Source organism: Lapillicoccus sp. (assembly GCF_025353065.1).
Taxonomy (GTDB): Bacteria; Actinomycetota; Actinomycetes; order Actinomycetales; family Dermatophilaceae; genus Lapillicoccus.
In genome coordinates, this window is record NZ_JANXRJ010000155.1 from 17,427 (window position 1) to 33,151 (window position 15,725).

Below are 15,725 nucleotides of genomic sequence, written 5' to 3' on the forward strand. Positions count from 1 at the left end.
CACGGTCGGCCTCCTTGACGAGTGGTCGTGGTCAACATACGACGTGCCGGCAAGCGGGCGTCACGGGCATCGGGGTGTCGCGTCACCGGCGGGCACTCACGGCACCATCCAGCTGAGGACCGCCGTGGACTGGAGGAAGACGATCACGCACATCAGCGCGAGGAAGAGCAGCGACCAGCCGAGCACCTTGCGGAAGATGTCGCCTTCTCGCCCGGAGAGCCCGACCGCGGCAGCGGCGATGGCGAGGTTCTGCGGCGAGACCATCTTGCCGAGCACACCCCCGGAGCTGTTGGCCGCCGCCATGAGCAACGGCGACAGCCCGGTCTGGTTGGCGGCCTGCACCTGGAGCGCGCCGAACAGCGAGTTGGACGAGGTGTCGGAGCCGGTCACGGCGACCCCGAGCCAGCCCAGGATCGGCGAGATCAGCGCGAACGCCGCGCCTGATGCGGCCAGCCACGTGCCGAGGGTCGCGGTCTGCCCGGACGCGTTCATGACGTAGGCCAGGCCGAGCACTGCCATCACGGTGACGATGGCGGCGGCGAGCTGCCGGTAGGTCGCCCCGTAGGCGCGCAGGGCCTGCCGCGGGTGGATTCCGATGACGGGGATGGTGATGAGTCCGGCGATGACCATCAGCGTGCCGGCGGCAGAGAGCCAGCCGAGCTTGAACAGCGGCAGCGTCGAGGCCTTGCCCGAGGCGCTCTGGAGGTGCAGCCCCGGCCAGCTGAACGAGGGGTTGACCGCCTTGGCCGCGAGGAGGTCCTTCAGTCCCGGCAGCTGGGTGACGACGAAGAGCGCGACGATGATGAGGTAGGGCGCATAGGCCCGCAGGACGTCGGCCCGGGTGTCGGCGGCGCGGCTGTCACGCTTGCGCATGTCCTCGAGGGTTTCGACCCCGGCGCCGACCGGGTGGTCGCCCCCGCCGGCGCCGCCGGCACCCGTCCGACCGGCACCTGTCCGACCGGTGGCCGCCCGACCGGTGGCCGTGCGACCGGCCTTCTCCCGCAAGGGTGCCCGATCACCTGCCCGGCTGGCCGCCCGCTCGGCGCGGTCGGCGTTGCGGTCAGCCTTGGCGGCCCGCGCGGCATACCCCTTGGGGGGCTGCCAGACCCGCAGGAGCAGGACCACCGACAGTGCCCCGACCAGCGACGCGACGATGTCGGTGAGCTGGGTGGAGATGAAGTTGGAGGTGAGGTACTGCGCGATCCCGAAGGCGAACCCGCAGGTGAGGGTCGCCGGGAGGGTCTCGCGCACGCCCTTGCCCTTGTCGATGATGAAGACCAGCGCCATCGGGACGAAGACCCCGAGGAGTGGGGTCTGGCGGCCGACCATCTGCGCGAGCGCGTGCTCCGACTGCTGGCTCACGGTGGCGAGCGTGGTGATCGGCACCGCGAGCGCCCCGAAGGCGACGGGCGCGGTGTTGGCGACGAGCGCGACGACCGCGGCCTTGATCGGCCGGAAGCCGAGCGCGATGAGCATGACGCTCGTGATCGCGACGGGGGTGCCGAAGCCGGCCAGCGCCTCGAGCAGGGCGCCGAAGCAGAAGGCGATGATGACCGCCTGGATACGCTGGTCGTCGCTCACCCTGGCGAACGAGCGGCGGAGCACGTCGAAGTGCCCGGTCACGACGGTCATGTTGTAGACCCAGATCGCGTTGATGACGATCCAGAGGATGGGGAAGAAGCCGAAGGCCGCTCCCTCCGTGCCGGCGAGGAGCGCCTGCCCGACGGGCATCGAGTAGGCGACCACGGCGACGAGCACCGAGACGACGAGCGAGGCCAGCGCGGCCTTCCACGCCGAGATCCGCAGGACGCCCAGCATGACGAAGAGGGCGACCAGCGGGATGAGCGCCACGAGGGCCGTGAGGAACAGCGATCCACCCACGGCGTTGAGCACCGGTCTGTACATGGTCACCTCAGGGGTTCGGAGGTCCCCGCCACGTCGTCGGGGCGGGGGTCACTGCGGTGCGGAAGCTATTGCGGCGGAACGGTCACCGCGGTGCCCGGGATGCCCAGGCTCGTCGGCGGCAACCCGCGGATCGAGGCGTCGAGCACCTCGATCGTGTGCGCGAGCGCCATCGTCCGCCCCGATCGCTCGATCGAGGAGGCCACCTGCATCAGGCAACCCGGGTTGGCGGTGACGAGCAGCTCGGCGCCGGTGGCGAGGACGTTGGCGGCCTTGAGGTCGCCGAGCTCGCGGGCCGGCACGGGGTTGAGGATGTTGTAGACGCCCGCCGACCCGCAGCAGATGTCGCGGTCGGCGATCTCGCGCAGGGTCAGGCCCGGTATGCCGCGCAGCAGCTCGCGCGGCTGGCTGCGGATCCCCTGGGCGTGCCCGAGGTGGCAGGCGTCGTGGTAGGCGATGGTCACGTCGAGCGGGTGCCGGGTCGACACCGGCCCCGCGTCGAAGAGGATCTCGGCCACGTCGCGCACCTTGGCGCTGAGCGCCTCGGCCCGGCCCGCCCACTCGGGGTCGTCGGCGAGGAGGTGGACGTAGTCCTTCATCGCGGAGCCGCAGCCGGCGGAGTTGACGACGACGTGGTCGACGTCGGCCCGCTCGAGCTCGGCGATGAGGTCGCGGGCGAAGCGCTGAGCCTCCTCCTCGCGGCCGCTGTGGCTGGACAACGCGCCGCAGCACCCCTGCGCCGGAGGCGCGACGACCTCGAAGCCCTCGGCGCTGAGGACGCGCACCGTCGCCGCGTTGACGCCGGGGAAGAACTCCCGCTGGACGCAGCCGAGCAGCATACCGACGGTGCCGCGCTTCGTCCCCCGGGCGCGGGTGCGGCTCGGGATCGGCTCGGCGCGGCCCAGCTGCGGGGCGAGCGACTCCATCGCCGCCAGGGTCGGCGACAGCCGGTCGAGGACGCCGGAGCGGCGCACGAGTCGGGACAGGCCCGAGCGCTGGTAGAGACGGAGTCCGGCGCGCGCCTTGCGGAGCCTCGAGGGATAGGGGAAGAGTGCGAAAATGCCCTCGCGGTACGCTTTTTCGCTGGTCGACCGTTCGTGCCGACGCTCCACCTGGGCCCGGGTCGCCTCGATGAGCCGGTCGTACTGCACCCCCGACGGACAGGCCGTGACGCACGCCATGCACCCGAGGCAGGCGTCGAAGTGCCCGACCATCGAGTCGGTCATCGGCTCGCCCTGCAGCCCCTGCTGCATGAGGTGGATCCTCCCGCGCGGGCTATCCATCTCCTCGCCCCAGAGGACGTAGGTCGGGCAGGTCGGCAGGCAAAACCCGCAGTGCACGCAGTCGGCGACGAGCTCCGCCGACGGCGGCCGGTGGGCGTCGAACGCCCCGAGCGTGACGGCGATCGGGCCGCCACCCGCAACCGGGCCCGCGGTGCCCACCCCCACCCCCCCGCTTGTTGCTTCTGGCGCGCCCATCCGGCCCGAAATGTCCGCGAATTCGGCCCGCTCGGAGCAAGGAGCGGGGTCTGGGGTGGGGGGGTTCGACATCAGATTCCTCCTACGAACCGGCCGGGGGCGAGCACCCTCGTCGGGTCGAGCTGGTGCTTGACGCGGCGCATGAGGTCGAGGGCCGGGACCGGTCCCCAGACGTCGAGCCGCGCCTTGGTCTCGGGGTCGGCGTCGCGGACGACCACGCTGCCACCGGTGCCGCCGGCACCCGAGGCACCGACGGATCTCGAGCACGCGGCGCGCAGGTGGTCGACGAGGTCGGCGACCGCGGCCCGGTCGTGCTGGTGATGGGCCGCACGCAGGGCAGCGGTGACGGTCCCCACGGCGACCGAACCCCGCACGTCGACCGGGACCGAGGCCCGATCGGACGCTTCCGCCACGATGTCGAGCAGCGCTGTCACAGAGGCGATCTCGTGGGTCAGTTTCAGCCTCACGTCGCCCGGTGCACCCGGCTCGGTCCCCCACCAGGCGGGCGGGTCGTCGCTCGCCTCGGCCCCGGCGCCGAGGAGCTCGAGCGCGCCGGCCGTCCGCGCCTCGACCCCGGGCCGTATGCCGTCGAGCCGGATCGCGAGCGTCGCTGCCCCGTCGGCGGGTTGGTCGAGCTCGCACGCCGTCGCGACGAGGTGGGAGTGGATGACGCCCTGCACGAGGGCGTGCGCATGACGGGTCGAGACGACCGGGACGGTGACGTAGCGGTGGGCCGGCGCAACCGGATGCAGGCGGACGGCGACCTCGGTGATGACGCCCAGCGTGCCGAGCGACCCGGTGAGCAGCTTGCCGAGGTCGTATCCGGCGACGTTCTTGACGACCTTGCCCCCGGACTTCGCCACGACCCCGTCGGCTCGCACCATGGTGGCGCCGATGACGAGGTCGCGCACGGGGCCGTAGAGCAACCGCGAGGGCCCACCGTCGGCCGTCGCGACGAGCCCGCCGAGGGTGCCACGACGCGCCGGGTCGACCGCGAACCACTGGGAGGCCGCGCCGAGGTCGGCCTGGAGGTCGTCGAGACGTCGGCCGGCGCCGACGACGGCGATGAGGTCACCAGCGGCGTGATCCACGAGGCCGTCGAGCCGGGTCGTGTCGAGGATGACGTCGAGACGCTCGGGCGGCGACCCCCACCCGAGCTTCGTGCCGCCGCCGCGGACGACGACGGCGAGGCCCTCGTCGTGGGCCACGCGCAGGACCGCGGAGACGCCCGGCGTGTCGGCCGGGCTGACGACCCAGCGGCACGGCATACCGTCGACGGCGTCGCCGTCACCGCCCTCGCGGACGGCTCCGGCAGCGGCATCGGAGAGTCGCGGCAACAGGTCGGTGGCGGTCGGCGTGCTCATCAGAACTGCTCCGCCAGGCCGGCTTCGACCAGGGGGTGCGCCCCCTGGTGCCGGCCGGGCACCTCGCCGCACATCCGCGGCGTCGGGAAGATCTTGCCGGGGTTGGCGATGCCCGAAGGGTCGAAGGCGCAGCGGACGAGCTGCATCGTGTCGAGGTCGTCGGCGGTGAACATCCGGGGCATGTACTTCGCCTTGTCGGAGCCGACGCCGTGCTCGCCGGTGATCGAGCCGCCCAGCTCGATGCAGAGGTCGATGATCGCCCCCGACACCTCCTCGGCCCGCTCGGCCTCGCCGGGCACGGCGTCGTCGAACAGCACGAGCGGGTGGAGGTTGCCGTCGCCCGCGTGGAAGACGTTGGCGACCCGCACGCCGCGCTCGACCGACAGGGCGGTGATCCGCCGCAGCGCCTCGGGCAGGGCGGTGCGCGGGATGACGCCGTCCTGGACGATGTAGTCCGGACTGATCCGTCCGACGGCGGCGAAGGCCGACTTACGCCCCTTCCAGAAGAGGGCCCGCTCGGCGTCGTCCTGGGCGATGCGGATCTCGAACGCCCCTGCGGCAGTGCAGTATTCGCTGATCTGGTCGAACTGGTGACGGACCTCGGCGGCGGCCCCGTCGAGCTCGACGATGAGCACCGCGCCGGCCCCCGCCGGGTAGCCGCAGTGGACGGCCGCCTCGGCCGCCTCGATCGCGAGCGCATCCATCATCTCGATGGCTGCGGGGATGACGCCGGCCCCGATGATCGACGAGACGGCCTGCCCGGCGGTGTCGGTGTCGGGGAACGCGGCGAGGAGGGTCTCCACCGACTCGGGGGTGCGGGTGAGCCGCACCGTCACGCTGGTCGCGATGCCGAGGGTGCCCTCCGACCCGACGACCGCGCCGAGGAGGTCGTAGCCCGGCGCGTCCGGTGCCTTGCCACCGATCCGGAGGAGCTCACCGGCCGGGGTCACGAGCTCGAGCCCGGTGACGTGCCCCGTCGTGAAGCCGTACTTCAGGCAGTGGGCGCCCCCGGAGTTCTCGGCGACGTTGCCCCCGATCGAGCAGACCTGCTGGCTCGAGGGATCGGGCGCGTAGTAGTAGCCGTCGGGGCGGGTGGTGTTGCTCAGCTGGAGGTTGATCACGCCGGGCTCCACGACCGCCCGCTGGTTGGCCCGGTCGATCTCGAGGATGGCGCGCATCCGCGAGAGCACGATAAGCACGCCGTCGGCGTGGGGAAGGGCGCCTCCGGAGAGACCGGTGCCGGATCCCCGTGCCACGAAAGGGATCCCGCGCTCCGCGCAGGCCGCGACGACGGCTGCGACCTGCTCGGCGGTCTCGGGGACGACCACGAGCGCCGGGACGACGCGGTACTGCGCCAGGCCGTCGCACTCGTAGGTGCGCAGCCGCTGGTGGTCGGTGATCACCGCCCCCTCGGGCAGCACCGGGGTGAGTACTGCCGTCAGTGCCTCGACGTCCATGTCGACTCCGCTCGTTGACCGTTGTCCGGTACCGAATCTCGCGCTGATTCTCTCAGGCCATCTGCTCGTAGGCCGGCAGGGTGAGGAACTCCTCGAAGTCGTCGGCGACCGCGACGGCGAGGAAGGTGTGGGTGGCCGCCTCGTAGTCCTCCGGCGCTCCCGGCAGCTTGGCCAGCTCCTCGCGCACGAGGTCGTGGACCAGCTTGCTCGTCACGACGGCGCCGGTGTCGAGCTCGACGCCGAGATGGATCCACTGCCACACCTGCGACCGAGAGATCTCGGCTGTCGCGGCGTCCTCCATGAGGTTGTTGATCGCAACGGCCCCGAGGCCACGGAGCCACGCGTGGAGATACTGGATCCCGACGCTGATGTTGGCGCGCAGGCCGGCCTCGGTCACGTTTCCGGGAGTAGCCTTGACGTCGAGCAGCTGTGCGGCAGTAACGTGCACGTCGTCTCGCGTCTTCTCCCGCTGGTTGGGGCGGTCGCCCAGGACGGCGGTGAAGGCTTCGTCGCACGCCGTGACCATGCCGGGGTGGGCGACCCACGACCCGTCGAAGCCGTCATCGGCCTCGCGCGTCTTGTCCTCGGTGAGCTTGGCGAAGGCCGCCGCGTTGACCTCCGGGTCCTTGGCCGGGATGAACGCCGACATCCCACCGATCGCGTGGGCGCCGCGCTGGTGGCAGGTGCTCACCAGCAGCTCGGTGTAGGCCCGCATGAACGGCACCGTCATCGTCACCTGGACCCGGTCGGGCAGGAGGAAGTCGGCGCCGCGGGTGCGGAACTTCTTGATGACGCTGAAGATGTAGTCCCAGCGGCCGGCGTTGAGGCCGGACGAGTGCTCGCGCAGCTCGTAGAGGATCTCCTCCATCTCGAAGGCCGCGGGATAGGTCTCGATGAGGCAGGTCGCGCGAATCGTCCCCTGCGGTATGCCGATGGCCTCCTGGGCGCGGACGAAGACGTCGTTCCAGAGCCGGGCCTCGAGGTGGCTCTCCATCTTCGGCAGGTAGAAGTAGGGGCCCTTGCCGGCGTCGAGCTGGCGCTGGGCGCAGTGGAAGAAGAAGAGCCCGAAGTCGAAGAGCGAGCCGGAGATCCGCTCGCCGTCGACCAGGAGGTGCTTCTCGGTGAGGTGCCAGCCCCGCGGGCGAGGGACGATGGTCGCGAGGTCACCGTCGCCGAGCGCGTAGGACTTGCCGTTGTCGCCCGTGAAGTCGATGGTGCGGTCGAGGGACCTTGAGGTTGAGCTGGCCGTTGACCGCGTTGTCCCACGTCGGGGTCGAGGCGTCCTCGAAATCGGCGAGCCAGACCTTCGCGCCGGAGTTCAGCGCGTTGATGGTCATCTTGCGGTCGACCGGCCCGGTGATCTCGACGCGACGGTCGACGAGCCCGGGCGCCGGGTCCGCGACCCGCCAGTCGCCGTCGCGGACGCCCTGCGTCTCCGGCAGGAAGTCGAGCGTGCCGCCCGCGGCCAGCGCGGCATACCGGTCCTCGCGGGCGGTGAGCAGCTCGCGCCGTCGCCCGTCGAAGCGGCGATGGAGATCCGCGAGGAAGGCGAGCGCCTTGCTCGTGAGCACCTCGTCGAAACGTGGGCCCATCGGGCCGGTCACCTGCACGCCATCGGGCATCGGGAGGATCTCCTTCAGTTTTTCCGCTGTGCGGAAACTAGTTTCCAACTATCTCGACATCCTGCCCCGGCGGCACCAGGACGGTCAATGCCCGTCGGCGGAGGCGTCCGGCCGCTCCGGGTGGACGAGCGGCTGCATCGCGGTCCGGAGCGCGCCGGGGATCGGCGTGGGACGGCGGGTCGCCCGGTCGACGAAGACGTGGACGTAGCTCGCCTCGCCGATCCGCACCCCGTCGCTCGCCCGCTCCATCGCTACCTGCCACCGCACGCTGGAGGTGCCGAGCCGGATGATCCGCAGCCCCAGCACGAAGACGTCGGGGTAGGTGATCGACCCGAGGAAGCGCACCCCGGACTCCACGACGAGGCCGATGGCCTCGCCGGCCTCGATGTCGAGGCCGTGCTCGATCATCCAGGCGTTGACCACGGTGTCGATGGCCACGTAGTAGATGACGTTGTTGGCGTGCCCGTAGACGTCGTTGTCGTTCCACCGGGTCGGCACCACCGCGGCATACGGGTAGCCGGGCACGCGAGAAACGTGGGGGACGCGGGGGACGCGGACGGGAGAAGTCACGCCCGCGGGTATCCGCGCTGGACGGTGCGGTCGAGGATGCCGAGCGTGGCCCTGAGGTTCGCCGCCGAGATGATCGGGAAGGCGATCCCCTGCCCCGCGGCGGCCCGCTCGCGCCAGACCGGGTCGATGCCCGACCAGTCGTAGAAGGACGTCACCAGGGTCGCCCCGACAGTTTCAGCACCCTCGGTGGAGTCGGCGGCAGGCTCGAGCCGGTAGCCGTAGACGTGCCCGATCTGGGGCCGCAGCCGGCCGAGCACGTCCCACGCGAGGAGGCGGTCCTGCTCGTACTGCGTGATCCGCACTGTGACGTGGTAGCGGCCGAGGTCGAGGTCGCCGAGCGACTCACGGTCCATGTGCACCACGAACTCGTCACCGACCGCCCGCACCGGGTCGCCGTCGGCGCTCTGGAGCATGCCCGAGGCATCGATGGCGACGTGACCCTGAGGGTCGGTGAGGACCGCGAAGACCGCGGCGGCAGGCGCCTCGAACCGCCTCGTGACCTCGATCCGCTCGATCCGCTCGATCCCCTCGATCCCCTCGACAGGCGGCCCACTCTCCGCAGCCTCCATCGACGCGCCCGCCGCCGCTCAGCTGGAGACGGCCGAGGCCAGGTTGCCGAGCGAGTCCTCGAGCTGGTCCTTGGAGACCAGCGGGAACCCGATCTGCTGCAGGAGGTCCTTGTCCGTGACCCGGCTCCAGTCGTAGGTCAGCGTGACGTCCGTCGAGTCCGGCCCGTCGGCCTTGAGCTCCCAGACCCACTCCCAGCCGGGCGGTTCGGCGCCGGCGGGCGCGGTCGCCCAGGCCACGAGGCTGTTCTTGTCGTAGCCGATGACGTGGTTCTCGGTCTTGTAGTCGCCGCCCATGTGCGGGCCGGTCATGTTCATCGTGAAGACCTGCCCGGTCCCGGTGATGCGGTCGTTGTGGTCGTCGGAGACGACGAAGCCCGACCCGTCGAGCTCGGTATGCCGCGAGGGCAGCGTGAGCACGTCGAAGATGTCGGGCGCGGGAGCGTTGATCGTGCGGGAGACGGAGATCATCGTGTCGGTGGCCATCCCCCATTCCTACCCCGTGGCGGTCTCCCGGAAAACAGCGCGCTCTGCGGGGGTCGATCTCGCGCGCGACGCCGCAGGGGAACCGCGTAGATTGGCCACACGTCTGGAAGGAGACAGGTGTCACAGCCCTGATGTCACGGCGTCGAAGCCACAGCCCTGATGTCGTCCCCCTGACGCCCCGCTCCCGCCGCGACCGAGACCCAGACCCAGACCCACACGACCGAACGAGGACACGATGAGCGACCAGCCTTCGACGCCGATGGACGCGGTGCAGTCCCTGGCCCCCCCTGCCGCCACCTCGACGCTGACCTTGGCCCCGCCGGCCGCGACCACGGCCGTCAGCACGACCGCGGCCCCGAAGATGGCGCCCCAGGTGCCCGAGGCGGCCCTGCCCCCACTCGACGCCAAGGTCGAGGGCTTCCTCAGCGCGCTGCTCACGGCCGAGACTCGCAGCCCGACCTTCGAGGCCAAGGCCGCGGACGTGCGCACCATGGGGGACTCCGACATCCGCCAGGCGGCGGAGTCGAGCAACCGGCTCCTCAAGGCCCCGATCAAGGCCCTGCAGGACGGCGGGCTCAACGAGACCTCCAAGGTGAGCCAGACACTGCTCGACCTGAGGCGCACGGTCGAGGGCCTCGACCCCTCGCAGGCCACCGGGGCCAAGAAGATCTTCGGCATGATCCCCTTCGGCGACAAGCTCACCGACTACTTCCGCAAGTACCAGTCCGCCCAGAGCCACCTCGACGGGATCATCGTCTCGCTCAAGAACGGCCAGGACGAGCTGACCAAGGACAACGTCGCCCTCAACATGGAGAAGCAGAACCTGTGGGACGCCATGGGCCGGCTGAACCAGTACGTCTACATCGCCGAGCGGCTCGACTCCAAGCTCACCGCGCAGATCGCCACGCTCGAGGCGACCGACCCGGAGAAGGCGACCAGCCTCAAGCAGGACGTCCTCTTCTACGTCCGCCAGAAGCACCAGGACCTGCTGACCCAGCTCGCCGTCTCGATCCAGAACTACCTCGCGATCGACATCGTCATCAAGAACAACCTCGAGCTCATCAAGGGCGTCGACCGCGCGTCGACGACGACCATCTCGGCGCTGCGCACCGCGGTCATCGTGGCGCAGGCGCTCGGCAACCAGAAGCTCGTGCTCGACCAGATCACCGCCCTGAACACGACGACGTCCAACCTCATCCAGTCGACGTCGGAGATGCTGCGCGACAACTCGGTGAAGATCCAGGAGCAGGCGGCGGCGGCCACGATCGGCCTGCCCCAGCTGCAGGCGGCCTTCGCGAACATCTACCAGACCATGGACGCGATCGACACGTTCAAGGTCCAGGCCCTCGACAACATGGCCACGACCATCGGGGTGCTCGAGGGCGAGGTCAACAAGTCGCAGGCCTACCTCGACCGCGTCAACAAGCAGAACCCCGCCATCCAGATGGGCGCCCTCGACCTCGGCCGGTAGGTCCGCCGGTCCCGTTCGGCCGCCATCCGGCCCGCCCACCCACCCACACGCACAGGGGAAGAGCTCCACATGGGGATCGGCTCGTGGTTCGGCTTCGGTTCGAAGCGACCTGCCGAGCCCGACCCTGCTCTCGACGTGCACGCGGTGCCGACGAGCCAGGACCTCCTCGAGGCCGTCGACCGCGTCGAGCTGCAGGCGCGGGAGGGCAAGGCGCCCGCGATGGTGCAGTCCCGGCTCGGCCGGGTGGCCCGGGTCGTGCGCGACACCGTGCCCCGGCTCGCCACCCTCGGAGCCGGCAGCGACGCGGCATACGACGTCATGGCCACGGCGACCAACTACCTCCCCGACGCCATCGGCGGCTACCTCCGACTGCCGCGCCAGTGGGCCGACTCCCGCCCGGTCGACCGCGGCAAGACGCCGCTGATGATCCTCATCGACCAGCTCGACCTGCTCGGCGCGACGATGGACAAGGTCTTCGACGCCGTATGCCGCGCCGACGCCCAGGCCCTGATCGTCCACGGGCGCTTCCTCCAGGAGAAGTTCGGCGCCGCGAGCGGCGGGGGCGACCTCGCCCTCGGCGTCGTCCCGTCGACCCCCATGCCGCCGACCACCGACCTGTTCGGGCAGCCGGCGCCGCTCAACCCGCCTACTGGTGGCACGGGGAGGCAGGCCTAGTGGTCCGCAACCTCTTCTCACGCAGCTCCGGCGAGGACGGCGGCTCGGGCTCCTCGGGGGGATCCGAGCTGCAGCGCTCGCTCGACGCCCTGGCCGGGGTCGCCAAGGAGATCGGCGTCGACCCGCAGGAAGCCCGCCGGGAGGGTGTCGTGCTCGCGGCGACGGTGGCCGAGCCGGCGTCACCGACCTTCGAGGCCGCCCGCGACTGGGCCCTCTCGACCGGCATGGCCGACCCCGGCGACGTCGCGGCGAGCGTCCAGGCCTTCGTCGACGCCGGCTCCACCGGCCGCCGCTGGCGCACCTCGCCGACCGACACGCTGTCGCGCCTGCGCACCACCGGCGGGCAGGCCCAGCGGTATGCCGACGCCCTGGTCGCGGTCGTCGAGGCGGCGGCCGCGCTGGGGACGACCAACGCCCGCGTCGCCGACAACATCATCGGGGTGGCCGCGGCCCAGCGGGCCGGCGCGAAAGCGGTCCCCCCCGCGCTCCACACCATCGCTGCCCGGTCCGCCCTCAGTGCGACACCCCGACCGCCCACCTCGGGCGACGCCGTGTCCGGGATGCTGCGGGCAGTCGACGAAGCAGGTCCGGCCGGCGCCGCCGGCCCGTCCTACGACCCGGACCGCGCCCCGGCCGACGACCCCGTCCTCCAGGCGGCGCTCCAGAACATCGCCAAGCTGACCGGCCGGCCGGTCCCCGGGGTTCCGGGGGGCCCCGCGCCCGACCCGGCCGCACCGCCCACCGGCGAGGTGCCGACTGCCCCCGTCGACGGTGCGGGGCAGCCGGCGGGCGAGGCCGCGGCGACGACGGTCACCGCCACCGATGCGGAGGCCGCGAAGGAGCCGGAGCGGTCGGTCGAGGAGCTGATCGCCGAGCTCGACGGGATGATCGGCCTCGACCGCGTCAAGGCGGAGGTCAAGCAGCAGGTCGCGATGCTCAAGGTCGAGCTCAAACGCGAGGCGGCCGGCCTGCGCAACCCCGACGTGACGCGGCACCTGATCTTCGTGGGCAACCCGGGCACCGGCAAGACGACGATCGCCCGGATGGTCTCCGGCATCTACAAGGCCCTCGGCCTGCTCACGGGCGGCCACGTCATCGAGGTCGACCGCAGCGAGCTCGTCGCCGGCTTCCTCGGCCAGACGGCGATCAAGACCGCCGAGGTCTGCGCGAAGGCGATCGGCGGCGTCCTCTTCATCGACGAGGCCTATGCCCTCTCCGGCGACCAGTACGGCACCGAGGCGATCAACACCCTCGTCAAGGAGATGGAGGACCACCGCCGCGACCTCGTCGTCATCGTCGCCGGCTACCCCGACCCGATGGTCGGCTTCATCGCCCAGAACCCCGGGCTCGCGAGCCGCTTCAAGACCACGGTGGAGTTCGCCGACTACACCGACGACGAGCTGCGCCACATCCTCGACAAGCTCGCGACCGACGCCGACTACGACGTCACCCCAGGAGCGCAGACCGCCTTCCGGGAGATCCTCGAGGTCACCCCACGCACGATGGCCTTCGGCAACGGCCGGTTCGCCCGCAACCTGCTCGAGGAGGCGATCGGCCGCCAGGCCGTCCGCATCCAGGACGTCGAGGAGCCGACGCACGCGCAGCTGCGTGAGCTCCTCGCCGAGGACTTCCGTCCGGATGCCAGCGCCGTTCCGGCACAAGTGGATCCGTCGACGCCGCAGGATGCGGTCGACCCGTTCCCGGAGGCACCCGGCACCACTCAGGGGGGAGGCCCCGCATGAGCCAGCAGTCGACGGGGGCGCCGCCGATCACGTCCCCGGGCACACGGCCGGCCCAGGCGTCCGGCGCACCGGCACCGACCGGCACACCGACCGGCACACCGACCGGACCGGGAGCCCGCGACCCACGCCTGGCGGCGCCGGCCGTCCCCCCACGCCGGGGCCTGCGACGGGTGCTGCGGACGACCTTCACCGGCACGCCGGGGCGGATGCGGCTGGTCGCGGCGCTCGTCGCCCTGGCTGCGGCCGTCTTCGGGGTCATCGGCTCGCAGACGCTGTGGACGTCCTCGGCGGCGCTCGAGCGGGCCGACCACAACACCACCCAGGTCGTGCGGGTCCAGAGCATCTACGCCGACCTCCTGCGGGCCGACGCCGACGCGACCAATGCCTTCCTCGCCGGCGGCCTCGAGAAACCGGTCCAGCGGGCCGACTACGACGCCTCGATCGGCCGGGTGGCCCAGACGATCGCGGAGGCGGCCGAGGCCCAGCCCGCCGACGGCGCCGCTCTCGGCGCCCTCAACCAGCAGTTCCAGACCTACACGGCGCTCGTCGAGCAGGCGCGCGCCTACAACCGGCAGGGACTTCCCGTCGGGGCGACCTATCTCAGCAACGCGAGCGCCGGGCTGCGCTCGGGTGCGCTGCCCATCGTGACCGCGCTCAACCAGGCCAACACGGCGCGGACCGCCGAGGAGTTCGACCTCAGCACCCGCAGCATCTGGCTCGCGGTCTCCGGCGGCGTCGCGCTCCTCGTGCTGTTCGGGGGCCTGATCTGGCTGGCCCGCCGCACCCACCGCTACCTCAACGTCCCGGTCGTCGTCGGCGTCGTCCTCGTCCTCATCGCCCTCGTCGTCGGGGCCACCACCGTGAGCCAGGTCGCGAACCAGATCAGCTCCGTGCGCAGCTCCACCTTCACGGCCACCCTCGACCTCGCGACGATCCGCTCTGCCGCGTTCGACGCCAAGGCCAACGAGAGCCTCACCCTCATCGCACGTGGTTCAGGCACGGCCTTCGAGACGAGCTGGGCCAGCCAGTCGAAGGTGGTCACCGACGCCATCACGGACCTGGGCGGCGCGGAGGCCGTGGCGACGCAGTCCACGTTGTCCACCCAGTGGGCCGTCTACATCAAGGCGCACCAGGCCATCCGGGCGCTCGACGACGGGGGTGAGTGGCAGCTGGCCGTCAACGCCGCCGGCGCCACGGGTGCCGGGAGCGCCAACGCCGCCTTCGCGACGTTCAGCGACACGGCCACGCAGGCCCTCACCGTGTCAGCCGCCACCACGAGCGACGGGGTCCTCGCCCCCCGCACCGTGTCGACCTTCGCGGGCTGGGCGCTGCTGCTCATCTGCCTCGTCGCGGCGGGGCTCACCCTCCGAGGGTTCGGCCAGCGGCTGGAGGAATACCGATGAGGGGTGCGCCATGGTCGCGGACCACGCGAGCCGCCATCCTGACCACCGTCGCGGCCGTCCTCCTCGCCGCCTGCGGCTCGGGCGGGAACTACCCGGCCACCCAGGTCCCGCCGTCGACCACCACCCCACCCGCAAAGGTCCCGACGCCCGCGAGCGCCACCTGCACCCCCGACTTCCTGACCTCCTACGCGCCCCTGCCGTCCCTCGACACCAACCTGCTCACGTCGGACAAGTTCGCGGCCGAGATGACCAAGCGCGGGCGGCTCCGGGTCGGGGTCTCGGCCGATTCGATGCTGCTGGGGGCGAACAACCCCCTGACGAACCCGAGCACCATCGAGGGCTTCGACATCGACTTCGCCAGGGCGGTGGCGAAGGCGCGCTTCGGCGACGAGAACAAGATTCAGCTCGTCGTCATCCCGGCGGCCGACCGCATCCCGGCCCTGATGACCGACCGGGTCGACATGGTGGCACGCAACATGTCGATGACGTGCGCGCGATGGGGCCAGATCGCGTTCTCGGCGGAGTACTACCAGGCCGGGTTGAAGCTCCTGGTGGCCAAGGGGGCGACGGACACGACCTTCGACGCCCTCAAGGCTTCGACGAAGTCGGTCTGTGCCCCGACGGGCACCTCGACGATCGACTTCATCAGGACGCAGGGCGTGACCGTGGTCGGTGCGGCCACGCATACCGGCTGCCTCGTGCTCTTCCAGCAGGGCAAGGTCGACGCCATCGCCGGGGACGACACGGTGCTCGCCGGCCTCGTTGCGCAGGACCCCTACGCCGTCGTCCCGAAGGCCACCGCGCTGACCGTCGAGCCCTACGGCCTCGGCTTCAACCTCGGCAACAAGGCGCTGGTCCAGTTCACCAACACCCTGCTCGACCAGATGAAGGCCGACGGCCGGTGGAAGGCCATCTACGACAAGTGGTTCGCCGGTCCGCTCGGGCCGGCGCCGGCCCCTCCGGTGTCGAAGTACGGACGGCCCTGATCA

12 protein-coding genes and 1 pseudogene are annotated in these 15,725 nt (G+C 71.3%); 5 read left to right on the top strand and 8 right to left on the bottom strand.

Translation table 11 applies throughout. From position 1 onward, the window contains the following. Positions 1-96 precede the first annotated feature (96 nt). The 8 genes and pseudogenes from Q0R63_RS12415 to Q0R63_RS12450 all read right to left on the bottom strand — a co-directional run bounded on the left by Q0R63_RS12415 (position 97) and on the right by Q0R63_RS12450 (position 9,445). Positions 97-1,905 carry an L-lactate permease gene (locus Q0R63_RS12415; RefSeq protein WP_295697622.1) on the bottom strand — a complete coding sequence of 603 codons (1,809 nt, stop codon included), beginning with the start codon at positions 1,903-1,905 and terminating at the stop codon, positions 97-99. Positions 1,906-1,970: 65 nt separating this feature from the next. Further along, positions 1,971-3,350, bottom strand: coding sequence for a heterodisulfide reductase-related iron-sulfur binding cluster (locus tag Q0R63_RS12420; RefSeq protein WP_295697623.1), 1,380 nt, complete (start codon positions 3,348-3,350; stop codon positions 1,971-1,973). 101 nt (positions 3,351-3,451) lie between these two features. After that, positions 3,452-4,744 carry an FAD-binding oxidoreductase gene (locus Q0R63_RS12425; RefSeq protein ID WP_295697625.1) on the bottom strand — a complete coding sequence of 431 codons (1,293 nt, stop codon included), beginning with the start codon at positions 4,742-4,744 and terminating at the stop codon, positions 3,452-3,454. Next, on the bottom strand, positions 4,744-6,201 hold the full coding sequence (locus Q0R63_RS12430; protein WP_295697627.1) for an FAD-linked oxidase C-terminal domain-containing protein: 1,458 nt from the start codon (positions 6,199-6,201) through the stop codon (positions 4,744-4,746). The genes Q0R63_RS12425 and Q0R63_RS12430 overlap by 1 nt, the downstream gene beginning before the upstream one ends. A 52-nt stretch (positions 6,202-6,253) precedes the next feature. Further along, positions 6,254-7,823: pseudogene (aceB, locus tag Q0R63_RS12435) on the bottom strand (malate synthase A). A gap of 84 nt (positions 7,824-7,907) precedes the next feature. Then, positions 7,908-8,393 carry a thioesterase family protein gene (locus tag Q0R63_RS12440; RefSeq protein WP_295697628.1) on the bottom strand — a complete coding sequence of 162 codons (486 nt, stop codon included), beginning with the start codon at positions 8,391-8,393 and terminating at the stop codon, positions 7,908-7,910. Then, positions 8,390-8,962, bottom strand: a complete 573-nt coding sequence (locus Q0R63_RS12445; protein WP_295697630.1) for an SRPBCC family protein — start codon at positions 8,960-8,962, stop codon at positions 8,390-8,392. The genes Q0R63_RS12440 and Q0R63_RS12445 overlap by 4 nt, the downstream gene beginning before the upstream one ends. Positions 8,963-8,980: 18 nt before the next feature. Next, positions 8,981-9,445, bottom strand: coding sequence for an SRPBCC family protein (locus Q0R63_RS12450; RefSeq protein WP_295697631.1), 465 nt, complete (start codon positions 9,443-9,445; stop codon positions 8,981-8,983). 235 nt (positions 9,446-9,680) lie between these two features. Between Q0R63_RS12450 and Q0R63_RS12455 the strand changes: the two genes are divergently transcribed. The 5 genes from Q0R63_RS12455 to Q0R63_RS12475 all read left to right on the top strand — a co-directional run bounded on the left by Q0R63_RS12455 (position 9,681) and on the right by Q0R63_RS12475 (position 15,722). After that, complete coding sequence (locus Q0R63_RS12455) at positions 9,681-10,916, top strand: toxic anion resistance protein (RefSeq protein ID WP_295697633.1); 1,236 nt, start codon at positions 9,681-9,683, stop codon at positions 10,914-10,916. 69 nt (positions 10,917-10,985) lie between these two features. Then, a complete protein-coding gene (locus Q0R63_RS12460; protein WP_295697635.1) occupies positions 10,986-11,591 on the top strand; it encodes a hypothetical protein in 606 nt (201 codons plus the stop codon). Beyond that, on the top strand, positions 11,591-13,333 hold the full coding sequence (locus tag Q0R63_RS12465) for an AAA family ATPase (protein ID WP_295697636.1): 1,743 nt from the start codon (positions 11,591-11,593) through the stop codon (positions 13,331-13,333). Before Q0R63_RS12460 ends, Q0R63_RS12465 begins: the two co-directional genes overlap by 1 nt. Next, the gene (locus tag Q0R63_RS12470) at positions 13,330-14,736 is read left to right on the top strand and encodes a hypothetical protein (protein ID WP_295697638.1); all 1,407 of its coding nucleotides are present in this window, start codon (positions 13,330-13,332) and stop codon (positions 14,734-14,736) included. The genes Q0R63_RS12465 and Q0R63_RS12470 overlap by 4 nt, the downstream gene beginning before the upstream one ends. Further along, positions 14,733-15,722, top strand: a complete 990-nt coding sequence (locus Q0R63_RS12475) for a glutamate ABC transporter substrate-binding protein (RefSeq protein ID WP_295697640.1) — start codon at positions 14,733-14,735, stop codon at positions 15,720-15,722. The genes Q0R63_RS12470 and Q0R63_RS12475 overlap by 4 nt, the downstream gene beginning before the upstream one ends. The last annotated feature ends 3 nt before the right edge of the window (positions 15,723-15,725 follow it).

Excerpts from the sequence above, each read along its gene's own strand:
- Q0R63_RS12470 (WP_295697638.1), top strand. The coding sequence starts at position 13,330 with ATGAGCCAGCAGTCGACGGGGGCGCCGCCGATCACGTCCCCGGGCACA.
- Q0R63_RS12475 (WP_295697640.1), top strand. The coding sequence starts at position 14,733 with ATGAGGGGTGCGCCATGGTCGCGGACCACGCGAGCCGCCATCCTGACC.
- Q0R63_RS12445 (WP_295697630.1), bottom strand. The coding sequence starts at position 8,962 with ATGGAGGCTGCGGAGAGTGGGCCGCCTGTCGAGGGGATCGAGGGGATC.
- Q0R63_RS12430 (WP_295697627.1), bottom strand. The coding sequence starts at position 6,201 with ATGGACGTCGAGGCACTGACGGCAGTACTCACCCCGGTGCTGCCCGAG.
- Q0R63_RS12460 (WP_295697635.1), top strand. The coding sequence starts at position 10,986 with ATGGGGATCGGCTCGTGGTTCGGCTTCGGTTCGAAGCGACCTGCCGAG.
- Q0R63_RS12415 (WP_295697622.1), bottom strand. The coding sequence starts at position 1,905 with ATGTACAGACCGGTGCTCAACGCCGTGGGTGGATCGCTGTTCCTCACG.
- Q0R63_RS12425 (WP_295697625.1), bottom strand. The coding sequence starts at position 4,744 with ATGAGCACGCCGACCGCCACCGACCTGTTGCCGCGACTCTCCGATGCC.
- Q0R63_RS12455 (WP_295697633.1), top strand. The coding sequence starts at position 9,681 with ATGAGCGACCAGCCTTCGACGCCGATGGACGCGGTGCAGTCCCTGGCC.
- Q0R63_RS12450 (WP_295697631.1), bottom strand. The coding sequence starts at position 9,445 with ATGGCCACCGACACGATGATCTCCGTCTCCCGCACGATCAACGCTCCC.